Source organism: Phyllobacterium sp. 1468 (genome assembly GCF_031455525.1).
In the GTDB taxonomy this organism is placed as follows: Bacteria; Pseudomonadota; Alphaproteobacteria; order Rhizobiales; family Rhizobiaceae; genus Phyllobacterium.
Genome location: NZ_JAVDSX010000003.1, coordinates 427663 through 439896, shown reverse-complemented (window position 1 = coordinate 439896; position 12234 = coordinate 427663). Strand labels below are relative to the sequence as shown.

Annotated in this window: 6 protein-coding genes; all 6 read right to left on the bottom strand. The window is 58.4% G+C overall.

Annotated elements, in window-relative coordinates:
* Window positions 1-44 precede the first annotated feature (44 nt).
* Window positions 45-5498, bottom strand: a complete 5454-nt coding sequence (locus J2X72_RS11245; RefSeq protein WP_405044693.1) for an MG2 domain-containing protein — start codon at window positions 5496-5498, stop codon at window positions 45-47.
* Window positions 5499-5539: 41 nt separating this feature from the next.
* Window positions 5540-6463, bottom strand: a complete 924-nt coding sequence (locus J2X72_RS11240) for a LysR substrate-binding domain-containing protein (RefSeq protein ID WP_209997816.1) — start codon at window positions 6461-6463, stop codon at window positions 5540-5542.
* Between the two features lie 283 nt (window positions 6464-6746).
* Window positions 6747-7649, bottom strand: coding sequence for a DMT family transporter (locus tag J2X72_RS11235; RefSeq protein ID WP_310071888.1), 903 nt, complete (start codon window positions 7647-7649; stop codon window positions 6747-6749).
* 529 nt (window positions 7650-8178) lie between these two features.
* Window positions 8179-8427: a formate dehydrogenase subunit delta gene (locus J2X72_RS11230; protein WP_112525917.1), complete on the bottom strand. Its 249-nt coding sequence runs from the start codon at window positions 8425-8427 to the stop codon at window positions 8179-8181.
* Complete coding sequence (gene fdhD, locus J2X72_RS11225) at window positions 8420-9352, bottom strand: formate dehydrogenase accessory sulfurtransferase FdhD (RefSeq protein ID WP_310071883.1); 933 nt, start codon at window positions 9350-9352, stop codon at window positions 8420-8422. The genes J2X72_RS11230 and fdhD overlap by 8 nt, the downstream gene beginning before the upstream one ends.
* 2 nt (window positions 9353-9354) lie before the next feature.
* A complete protein-coding gene (gene fdhF / locus J2X72_RS11220) occupies window positions 9355-12234 on the bottom strand; it encodes a formate dehydrogenase subunit alpha (RefSeq protein ID WP_310071880.1) in 2880 nt (959 codons plus the stop codon).

Here is a 12234-nt window from a genome sequence, read left to right as displayed (position 1 = left end):
CCCTCTACCACGCACAGCGTCATTGCATCACAATTCAAATTCCATCACTGCGCTGCCATAACCTCCATGCGACCGGTCGCCGTGCGCGCGGAGAACTGAGGACGATACATGTCCTCGACGCTGGCTGCCGGATGATCATAGGTGCCGGGTGTTACTGCACGAACCACATAGGCCAGCGTGATTTCGCCATTGTCCCCCGTCGCCCGGTCAAAGGCGGCAACAAAGCGATCGCTGCGGAACTCCGTGTGCGCTGCCTCCACTTCGCCGATCCAGTCGAAATTCGACAGGCTGGCGCTGTTGACGAGACCGGGATTGTCGATTTCGAAACCGGCGGGCAAGAGATCAGTGATCAGCACTCGTGACGGCCAGTTGTTGTTCTCGGTCACTTTCAGAACGACCACATAGCGCTCGTTCTGCCTGGCCTGGCTGACATTGGCCTCCTTGCCATCGAGCGTGTAGTAGGTGCGCTCGATGTTGAAACCATCGCCGCCGGCAGGCAGCGGCTGCGACGGGGATGCCACCGTCGTCACCACCGCCGACACAGGTTCGGCGGTCGCATTGGTGATGGTCACCGGTTGGGCAAGCAGTTCATCGCCGGTCAATCGTGCCGCATAGCCTCCGCTATGGGCGGCGCCATTGATATCGAGTTGCAGATCCCTGTCGCCATCCTGAACGGCGCGCGCCGCAAGCAGCATCCATGTTTGCTCCTGCGTGCTCGTATAGGTCTTGTGTTCCCATTCGTTGGCGACGATCTTGGACAGTTGCGGGATGATGGGCGGGACCGGCCGGCTCTCGGCAGCAAGTGCCAGAACTGCGGCATCGTCCCGCAGGGATGAACCATAATCCGAACGGACCAGGCTGACATTGGTCACGGTGGTCGCCTGTTGCAGGGCATTGGTGAAAATGCTTTGCGAACGCTGGGCATCACCATAAAGCGACAAGGCGGCGGCCAGATGCGCGCGTGACAATGGCGTCGGGAACTCGCCGAGTTTCGTGTCAGCGTAGTAGCGCAGATCGCTGATGGCCGCCTTGCGATTGCGGGCCAGGACATAGAGCCCATAGGCAATTTCATTGCCCTGATCCTTGACGTTCACGTCGTAGCTCAGCGAGTTTTGCAAGTTTTCAAGCGCCTGTACCAGGGCCTGTTCCGGGACGCTGTATTTCTGTTCGCGAGCGCGCGTGAGGAAGTCCGTGACATAGGCATCAAGCCAGAGATCCCCGGAGCCCGGCGCCCAAAGACCGAAGCTGCCGGCAGAGGATTGATACGACAGGACACGGTAGATCGCTTCCTGCACGCGTTTCTGCACCTCGCCGTCGTCGGCAATTCCAGACTGCCTCGCGAGTTCGCTCATATAGAGCAACGGCAGGGCACGGCTGGTCGTCTGTTCGGCGCAACCATAGGGGTAGCGATCGAGCGTCATCAGCAAGGCCGGAATATCGAAGGCGGCCGAGCGGGTGACATTGAGACTGACGGAAGCCCCGTGCAGGACGCTGCCAGCCAGCAACTCGCTGTCCACCTTGAGACTGCTGTTGGGTCCGAGCTTGATCGGCCGGCGCACGGTCATCGGCAGGGTCGCCGGCCTGACCGGAACGTTCAAAGTCTGCTCGAGCGAGAGACCAGCGGCGTTGGACAATTTGATTGACACGACCCCGTCGCCCGGCTGATTGCCCGTCAATGGCAAGGTAAGGTTCGCCTTACCACCCGCAGCCAGATTGACGGATTGTGACGCGGCCGGTTGCTCAACCTTCACCGCAGGATTGCTGGTGACCTGCACCTGGTAGTCGCCCGCCGGCGCGTCGGTATTGGCGATATCGAGCCGTAGCGCGGCCTTGTCGCCGGGGGCAAGAAATTTCGGCAAGCTGGCCGTGACGACCACGGGATCGCGAATGACCACGTCGGATGTAGCATGCCCGACACCCGATTTCGACCACGCGACAGCCATGACACGCGCCGTGCCGTTGAATTGCGGAATATCGAAGCTAATATTGGCCCTACCCTGTGCATCCAGCTTGACCGGCCCCGAGAAGAAGGCGATCAGCTTTTCGGTGGGCGGGCTGCCTTGCATCGGCATCTGCGCACCATCGCCGCCAGTGCGCAGCTTGCCCGTTGCACCCTGCGAGCCATCGATCAGGCGGCCGTAAAGGTCGCGAATCTCGAGACCGAGCTGGCGCTGACCGAAATACCAGCCATCCGGATTGGGTGCTTCATAGCGGGTAAGATTGAGGATACCGACGTCCACTGCGGCCACGGTGACGAAAGCGCCCTCGTTGGCACCGGCACCAGTGACCTGAAGGGCGATGTTCAGCGGCTTGCGCGGTTCGGTCTTCGGCGGCGTGTCCAGTTTTACGGCGAGCTTGCGATCGCCCGGATTGACGTTGAGCCATTTCACGCCGATGGCGCGCATCGGCATATGGGTTTCCTGCGCGTCGCCCGGACGAAACAACGTGGCCGTGACGTATGCCCCTGCACCCCAGTCAGCGGTGACAGGAATATCAATTTCGCCACCCTCGGCCGGAATGCTGGCGCGCTTCGTCACCAGCAAATTCTCGGCACCGACAGTCACCAGCAGTTCGCCGGCGAAACGCGGCGAAACCTTCAGCTTCGCTGTCTCACCGGGAGCATAGTTTTCCTTGTCGAGAGCGATCTGAAGTCCATCGGGCGTTTCGGTAGAAGTGGCCGCGACATAGTAGCCGGCATCGAATTCAACGCTGGAGGCGGGGCCATCGGCGGCCGCGGTTTCGACTTCCAAACGGAACTGACCCCACGTGACCGGGACGGAAATATCAGCGCCATCGGCGGTTGCATCGATCACGCCATTCGCAACCTGCTTGGTCGAAAGGATCGGCTCGTATTTCCATGAACTGCCATCACGGTACCACTGATAGTTGCGCTCAACGTTGATAAGTTTCCACTGGAGCCCCTGCATGGCCTGTTTCTGGCCATTCTCATCGACGGCAATGACATGAAATTTGCCAATGGAGTTTTCGGCGAGCGCACCTGAGAACTCCGGTTTGATGCCGATCATTGAGCCCTGCTGCTTAACCGGCAGCGTCAGTGTGCGCTCTACGGCACGGCCGCCTGCTTCCTGCATGCGAACGACCACATTTGCGTTGAGGAGCTGCGTGGTGGACGGAGCATCTGCCACCGAGACATCGAACGTCGCCTTGCCGTTTTCGTCGAGTGGCTGCAAATCTTCAAGTGGCATGCTCGTATTTTCACTCGCCTCCTCATCGGCGAGCCCAAAGAGATAACCCTTGAAATCCGCGCGTTCATGTGTCGGCTTCAGCGCGACTTCGCCTTCCAGTTCCAGCCCTGCAGCGGGAGCGCCATAGAGAAAGCGCCCGTCGACCCTGACGGGCGTTGGCTTGCCGATCTCAATGAATTTGGCGTCGCTGGTCAGATCGAACTCAACCCGGTCTGGCACGAAATCTTCAACCAGGAATTGCTTTTCCGCAATTGGCGACCCTTTCGGATCGGTAAATATCTGCATCGTCCAGGTGCCGCGCATGGAGTTGGCTTGCAGCTCCAGATCGAGCGTATGTCCGCCGAGATTTGCGCCGTCACTGACCATACGGCGATCCTCGACGCCGTCCGGCCGCTTGAACACAAATGTCAGGGGCAGTTTTTCCACGGCATTTGCGGCGTTATCCCGGGCGAGCGCGGACGCATGCACCGTTTCGCCGGCGCGATAGATGCCGCGTTCCGTCCATGCCAGAATATCGATAGCGCCTGGCGCGGGACGGCCGGTGACACCCCGGTCCGAAAGGTCGAAGCCCGCCCGTGTCATGTCGAGGAAGACATAATCCGCGTCGCCATTCTTGGCGGTGATGACTGCAGGAGCGGTGGCTGCAGTGCCACGCATCAGCCCGGCGGTAAATGTAGCGCGACCTTCTGTATCGGTGACGGCAGTGCCTAGTATCTCGTTGTTCTTGGCAAGAAGCTGAAGCTCGACACCGATGAGCGGCTGGGCCGACGCCAACGAGCGCGCAAAAACATTGAGGCCGTCATTGCCAGCATAGGTGGTGAGGCCGATATCCGAGACGACGAACCACTGGGTCGCCTGGGCATCCCATTCATTGCTCTTTGCATCAGGCGAGACGGCAGTCAGGACATAAACTCCGGGCTTGCGTTGCGGCAAGGCTTCATCGACTGGAAAACTGGTAACGACATCCTTGTTGAGGTCGGACTGAAGATCGATCGTGCCCTGCCAGACGAGCTCACCCGATTCGTCCTGCAGGCGCTGGGCGCTGTAGCCATCCATCTGCGTCAGGAATTGCGAACTGGTCAGAAGCGGGGCCAGCCCTCGATCACCGATGCGATAGAGCTTGAGATTGGCGCTGGTCGTGTTGACCGAAACGATGGGTATGCCGCGACGCGCGGTGCTCGGCAGAACAAAACTATCGCCGGTAAAGCGCACCATGGCGGAGCGATCCTTGATGTAGATATCAAGATCGACGGGCGCTTCAAGCGATTCACCCACCGCCGAGGGCAGCCCGGGACGCAGGGCGAGCTTGTAACGCTGGCCATGTTCAAGGCCCTCGACACAGATCTCGCTGCCCTTGGCCTCCAGCGCTTTCGGGGCAGTTCCGTTCAATGTCACGAAGGGCGTATAATCCGTGCCCATTTTCACCAGAGGATCAGAGAACTGGACACAAGCACGGGGATTAACGCTATCCGCGTCGATGGTATGATTGGTGACGCGGAAGCCCTGCCGCGACCTCAGATCCAGATAGGCAGCCTCAACCGGCTTGGCGTTGACGAGCGCGAGACTGGCCTTGTACGCCTCAAGCGAGGCGCGGTAATTCTCGGCGTTTTGCAACGCATCGCCGAGTACTGCCAGAGCGTCTGCGCGGCTCTGGGTCGTTCGCGTCAACTGATAGCCGTTGAGCGCAGCTAGCGCTGCCTGTCCGGCGATATAGGTATTTTTTTCGGCACGATTGGCTGCGCGTGCCGTCTCGATCCAGAGCGGGCCATCGTCGGGGGTAATCGCCAACGCACCTCTAAACGCCTTGAGAGCGTTCTCGATGTTGCCCTTGGCAACCTCAGCCCGTCCGACCGCGACGAGACCTTGGGCACCTAATGCCTTCTGATCGTCGGTGAGGCTCAGGCTCGCTCTGACCTGCCGTGCATCCTGCGCAAGTTGGTCCGATACAAATTGCAGCTTTGGCGGGGCGCCGATATCGGGCTCATCGGCGGTCTCCACGACCTTGCCGGCAACAGACCCCGGCGCCGTTTTCAGCTGATTGAAATCGGATTTGAGAAAGCACCACTTCACCTTGGGGTTGTAGGTAAATGCCTTGCAGGACTGGTCAGCAAGACAGACCAGCTCGCACTGATCCTGGGTCACATTCTGTTCCGTACGCAGGTCAAAACCGAAGTAATCGCCGTCCTTCGTCGTGACGACATCGCGATTCATTTCCGCCGCGCCGACCGGCGCGGAAAGAGCAAAAAGAGTGAGAAGGAAGGCCGAAAAGCCGATGACCGAACGCAGAGACATAAAGTCCTCCCACTGCCACTATTTTGGTGTGGGGGCACTGTTCAAACTTCGGAATAACTTGTCAACAGATCATGCGATCCGGTGGCATTCTCTCGCTCGATTTCGCTTCGAATCCAACGTTGGAAGTGCAGCGTCTGTTGGCTTGGTTTGCGGTTGTTTGGTGTGATCAGCCAATACCCCACGGAAGACGGTACGCGCGTGGGAAAGGGGGCAACCAGCCTGCCGTCCGCCAGGGCATCTTCGACAAACAGATCCCAGGCGAGCATGATGCCCTGCCCGCTGATTGCGGCTTCAAGCCCAAGCCAAGGATCGGAAAAAGTTGTCCCGTCGAAAGGCAGCGGTCCTTCGAGACCGGCGGCGGCCTGCCAATCATCCCAACTGAACATCGGATTGTCATAACAGATGATCGGTTGATCGAAGATGTCGGCAGGTCCCTTCAGCTTGAGAGCCACATTCCGCGTGCAGACCGGAAACATCCTTTGCGGCAGAAGCCGTTCCGGAATCCCATCCCGCCAATCGCCCTTTCCAAGCCGGATGGCAAGATCGATGTCCGAACTCTTCAGATCGACGATGCCTGGTGACGGATCGATACGGATTTTGAGGTCCGGATGGGCACTGCGCAAACGGCCAAGACGTGGAACAAGCCATTTTGAGGCGAAGGTAGGGGCGACGGACAGCATCAGCGTCTGATCCGTCGCATCAGCCATTGCGACAGCCTTTGACAGGGATTGAAAGCCTTCTTCCAGCCGGGCAAGAAAGCCTTTGCCGAATGGCGTCGCCACCAGCCCGCCACGCGTACGCTCAAAGATGGCATGTCCGATTTGGCCCTCGGTGCGTATCAATTGCTGGCTGACCGCGCTGACCGATACGCCGAGTTCCTCCGCCGCCTTGGGCAATGAGCCCAAACGTCCGATCGCCTCTACTGCCTTCAAACCGTTGAGATGGACCTTGTTCAAATTCTTCATGAAGATTTTCTTTACGAGGGTTTCGCCAATCTGGATGGCGTGAATTGCATTTCCCGGACAGAATAGCGCATATTTGAACGCAAGGGAGTCAGACTATGAAGATTTTCTTTCTGCTCCAAGCCCTGACGGCACGGTTCTGCGGCCGGCAATCAGAGTCCGGAGATGATCCCGAATCCAGCTGGCAAAGGGATCCACTTGCGCACCCGACATTACAGGCCATGGACCTCGATCAGCTGGCCGATCTACCCTTCGATCCACGCACGGTATGCAGGCAATAGAGCCTCTAGACAGTCAGGCGTCGTGCTGCCATTGCCATGCGCCGCTCCCACCAGACGAGCGATAGGCTTGAGGCCACTATGAGGATTGCGCCAAGGAAGACGTTGATTTGCGGCACCTCATGCCAGATGAGATAACCGTAAAGAAACGCCCAGATGAGACCGCTATATTCGATGGGCGCAAGAGCCGACGCCGGCGCGTAACGGAACCCTTCATAGAGGAAATATTGTCCGGCTGAGCCGACCAGGCCCAGGCTGATCATCAACATCCAGCCGTTGAAATTCGGTGTTTTCCATAACCATGGAAGCATCGCCCCACAGACAACGGCGAAAAGGAAACTCGTGGCCATCATCTGGTTGAAGGTGCTTTCGCTACGGCTGACGAGGCGCACGAGAATGACGCTCCACGCCCAGCAAAAACCGGCAAACAGGACCATCCCGGCAGGCAGGAGATCAGGCGTTTCCGCAGGATTTGCTGCGAGAATCACCCCCACGAAACCCGCGATGGACGCGATCCAGCGCACCGGCCCCACCTTCTCCTTCAGAACAAAGATCGACAGGATGACAACCATCACCGGGGCGGAGAAATACATGGTGGTGATTTCGGCCAGCCCAAGGTGGCGCGCCGCGGAATAGTACGAAAGCCATGCGCCGAGCATCAGTGCCGCGCGAATAGCGAGCGATCGCTTGTGCGGACTCTTCAGGATCGACGGATGCCGCTCATGCCGCACCATGATTGCAGCAAACATGACGATAATCACACTGCGCATGAACAGGATCTGCGGCACCGAATAGTCTGACACCAGCCACTTCACCAGCGCATCCTGAATAGCAAAAAGCGAATAGCCGAGCGCCGCCAGGGCAATGCCGGTGAGCGGACTGGGTTCTTGCCCGATAAATCGACGAAGCATTGGGACCTTGCGGAGGGTAGGCGGTGCTGCTGTTTCGCCTATCAAGAAGACAAACTGATTACAACTGCATTCGGAAAACATTAACTTTATAGGTAAAACTCTAATGATTTTGAGCAGCGCGCCCCTAAAGCATATTGGACGTAACACCTTGCTTCATAATGAATTTTGACGACCGCGGAGCTATTGTTGCCCAACACCGCTTGCTGCATAGTTGCTTGGCCGTATTAACATTTTGGCCTGAACAGATGAATGTTGCAGGGGGGAAAATGCTGAGGGACGACAAAAATACCAAGGCCGACTACGAGCCTTATATTACTCGCTCTGCACCCTATGTCGTATTCCTGCTTTTGTGGCTCCCGTTTGTTCTTGTCGTAGGCAGGCTATTCGGCAGTCAATGATCAAGAATGGCCACCTAGGCGCCGCCTGCAGACATCGGTGTAATTTGAATTAGACTATCGGCAGCTGCAAAACTCATCCAGACACCGAAAGTGTCCGAACTCCCAAGACCGCCCAAGCACCAGGCAATTGGTCAGGCCGGAACCGGCCCAGGCTTGCGGATATGTTTTGCGGCTTCAACCACCAGCGGATCAAAGCCGTTATCCTCTTGTTCGAGGATCGCGAAAAACTGCTCGCGCATGCGTGGCTCCCAGAAGTGGTTGATGTGGTCAGCAACACCTGCCACCGCCTCGTCCTTCGGCTGCGTATGGAAGAACGCCGCTATCTGGTTGGCCATGTAGACGAGCTTGGTCGCCGTCGATTTGTGGCTTTCACTATCCATATTGCACCAATCTTACAGTGGGACTTTGAACGAGAGTCGATGCGGCGGAGTCGGGATTCGGCTTGGGAAGCACATCCGCCGCTTTTGCATCCAGCTGGGCCAAAGCGGCCGGGACGCGCTCAGGGCGAGTAAATACATCGAATTCATCACCGCGCACAAGTGCAACAAGCGTCATGCCCGCGGCATGCGCTGTGCGGATCGCCAAGGCTGTCGGCGCCGATACGGCAATCAGAATCGGAGCACCGATAATCGCCGCTTTTTGCACCATTTCGATAGACACGCGGCTCGTAACGACAACCGCGCCAGTCTTGCCCTTGACACCGGAGCGGCAGAGAGCCCCAGCCAGCTTGTCCAGTGCATTGTGGCGGCCAACATCTTCGCGCGCCGCAACGACTCCCTTGCCCGGAACATAGAACCCGGCGGCGTGGACAGCGCCGGTTTCACTATGCAGCGGCTGAACCTGCGAGAGCAGCTTGACCGCCTCCGCGATTTCATCCGGCGTCAGCTTGAGCCTGGCTCTATCGACCGACGCGACGGGTTTCAGAGCCTGCTCGATCGACTCGATGCCGCAGAGGCCGCAGCCGACAGGTCCGGCCATGCGGCGGCGGCGATCCGTGAGTTCCTGGCCCGCTTCACCTGCGAGCACGATCTGGACATCGACACCCTCGTCATGCTCCTCGACGGTAATTTCGCTGATTTCGTCGAGCTGCGAAACGATGCCCTCCGACAGGCTGAAGCCGACGGCGAAATCCTCCATGTCGGCTGGCGTCGCCATCATGACCGCATGGGTCGTGCCATTGTAACTGAAAGCGACCGGCGTTTCTTCGGGCACCATCCTGTTGTCTGTCGCGTAAACATCACCCGCACCCTTGCGGCGGCGGGTGATGCGCGGAACGACAAGCAGCGTGGAGCGCTCCTCGGACATGGCTACTCCGCGGCGTCCAGCACGGGAGCAATACGTCTGCTCTGACGTGCCTGCTCGTCATATTCGATCTGCCAGTCACTCGGACCGTTCGAAGCGCCGACCTGCACCGCCGTGACCTTGTATTCCGGACAATTTGTCGCCCAATCGGAGAAATCGGTCGTGATGACATTGGCCTGCGTCGTCGGGTGATGGAAGGTCGTATAAACCACACCCGGCGATACGCGATCGGTGATCAGCGCCCGCAGAGTGGTCTCGCCCGCCCGGCTGGTGATCTTCACCCAATCGCCATCGCGAATGCCGCGCTGCTCAGCATCATGAGCGTGGATCTCCAGCCGATCCTCTTCATGCCAGACGACGTTGTGCGTTCGGCGTGTCTGCGCCCCGACATTATATTGCGACAGGATGCGGCCCGTCGTGAGAAGCAGCGGGAAGCGCGGTCCGGTTCGCTCGTCCGTCGCGACATATTCGGTGCGGATGAACTTGCCCTTTCCGCGCGCGAAGCTGTCGATATGCATGATCGGCGTGCCCAAGGGCGCCTTTTCATTGCAGGGCCATTGCACTGATCCTTCCTTCTCCAGAAGGTCGTAGGTAACGCCTGCGAAACTCGGAGTGGTCAGCGCGACTTCGTCCATGATCTCGGAAGGATGGTTGTAGTTCCAGCCAAGTCCCATGGCATTTGCAAGGTTCTGCGTGACTTCCCAATCGGCGTAGCCGTTGAGCGGGCTCATAACCTTGCGCACGCGATTGATCCGGCGCTCGGCATTGGTGAATGTTCCATCCTTTTCAAGGAAGGTGGATCCGGGCAGGAAGACATGGGCGTAATTGGCGGTTTCATTGAGGAAGAGGTCGTGAACGACGACGCATTCCATGGCGGCGAGACCAGCTGCAACGTGCTTGGTATCAGGGTCTGACTGAAGGATGTCCTCGCCCTGAATGTAGATGCCCTTGAAGGTGCCATCAACAGCTGCGTCCAGCATATTCGGAATGCGAAGGCCGGGCTCGTCCTGCAGCTTCACGCCCCAGAGCTTGTCGAAGACGTCGCGCGTCGATTCGTCGGAGATATGCCGGTAACCGGGAAGTTCGTGCGGGAAGGAACCCATATCACAGGACCCCTGCACGTTGTTCTGGCCGCGCAGCGGGTTCACGCCGACGCCCTCGCGGCCGATATTGCCGGTCGCCATGGCGAGGTTTGCAATAGCCATAACGGTTGTCGAACCCTGGCTATGCTCTGTAACACCAAGCCCATAGTATATCGCGCCATTGCCGCCCGTTGCGAAAAGCCGTGCGGCCTCGCGCAAAGCCTGGGGATCAACGCCCGACAGCTGTTCGATGGCTTCCGGGCTATGCTCCGGAGAAGAAACGAAGGCTGCCCAATCCTGGAACTCGTCCCAATCGCAACGTTCGCGGATAAACTTCTCGTTGAACAGCCCTTCGGTAACGATCACATGGGCCATCGAGGTGACGACGGCAACGTTGGTACCGGGACGCAAGGGGAGGTGTTGTGCAGCTTCAACATGGGGTGATCGCACCAGATCGATGCGGCGCGGATCGACGACGATCAGTTTTGCACCCTTGCGCAGCCGCTTCTTCAAGCGGGAAGCAAAGACGGGATGACCATCCGTAGGATTGGCACCGATGATCATGACGACGTCGGTGTGCTCGACACTGTCGAAATCCTGGGTGCCTGCAGAAGTACCGAACGTCGTTCTGAGGCCATAGCCCGTTGGCGAATGGCAAACGCGGGCACAAGTATCGACATTGTTGTTACCGAAGCCCGCGCGCACCAGTTTCTGGACAAGATATGTTTCTTCATTGGTGCAGCGGGAAGATGTGATGCCACCAATGGAATTACGCCCGTACTGATACTGGATGCGGCGGAATTCGTTTGCGACGTGTTTGTAGGCTTCTTCCCACGTGACTTCCCGCCATGGGTCCGAAATCTTCTCGCGGATCATCGGGTTGAGAATGCGGTCCTTGTGGGTTGAATAGCCGTAGGCAAAGCGACCCTTGACGCAGGAATGGCCACGGTTGGCCTTGCCGTCCTTCCAGGGCACCATGCGAACCAGTTCTTCGCCGCGCATCTCTGCCTTGAACGAGCAGCCGACGCCGCAATAGGCGCAGGTCGTCACTTTCGAATGTTCCGGCTGACCAATTTCGATGACGGATTTTTCGGTCAATGTTGCTGTCGGACAAGCCTGGACACAGGCGCCGCAGGAAACACATTCGCTATCGACGAAACTCTCATGCATGCCGGGCGAAACGCGGCTGGAAAAACCACGGCCTTCGATGGTCAGTGCAAAGGTCCCCTGCACTTCCTCGCAGGCACGCACGCAGCGGGAGCAGACAATGCACTTGGCCGGATCGTAGGTGAAATAGGGATTGGACTCATCCTTCGGCATCCAGCGATCATTGGCAACGTCATTTGCCTTGGCGAAAACGTGGTTATCGCCTTCATAGCCATAACGCACATCGCGAAGGCCAACCGCACCTGCCATGTCCTGCAGTTCGCAATCGCCATTGGCTGCGCAGGTAAGGCAATCAAGCGGGTGATCGGAAATATAGAGCTCCATGACGCCTTTACGGATATTCTTCAGACGCTGCGTCTGCGTATGGACGACCAGCCCTTCCATGGCCGGTGTCGTGCAGGAGGCTGGCGTGCCATTGCGGCCTTCAATCTCGATCAGGCAGAGGCGACAAGAGCCGAACGCATCCACCATATCGGTCGCGCAGAGCTTGGGAACCTTGATGCCAGCTTCCATGGAAGCACGCATGATCGACGTGCCTTCGGGCACAGTGACCTCGTTGCCATCAATGGTCAGCGTGATCATCTTTTCGGAAAGAGATTTCGGCGTACCGTAGTCGATTTCTTCGATGAGAGACAT

Excerpts from the sequence above, each read along its gene's own strand:
- J2X72_RS11245 (WP_405044693.1), bottom strand. The coding sequence starts at position 5,498 with ATGTCTCTGCGTTCGGTCATCGGCTTTTCGGCCTTCCTTCTCACTCTT.
- J2X72_RS11240 (WP_209997816.1), bottom strand. The coding sequence starts at position 6,463 with ATGAAGAATTTGAACAAGGTCCATCTCAACGGTTTGAAGGCAGTAGAG.
- J2X72_RS11235 (WP_310071888.1), bottom strand. The coding sequence starts at position 7,649 with ATGCTTCGTCGATTTATCGGGCAAGAACCCAGTCCGCTCACCGGCATT.
- J2X72_RS11230 (WP_112525917.1), bottom strand. The coding sequence starts at position 8,427 with ATGGATAGTGAAAGCCACAAATCGACGGCGACCAAGCTCGTCTACATG.
- fdhD (WP_310071883.1), bottom strand. The coding sequence starts at position 9,352 with ATGTCCGAGGAGCGCTCCACGCTGCTTGTCGTTCCGCGCATCACCCGC.
- fdhF (WP_310071880.1), bottom strand. The coding sequence starts at position 12,234 with ATGTCTCTCATCGAAGAAATCGACTACGGTACGCCGAAATCTCTTTCC.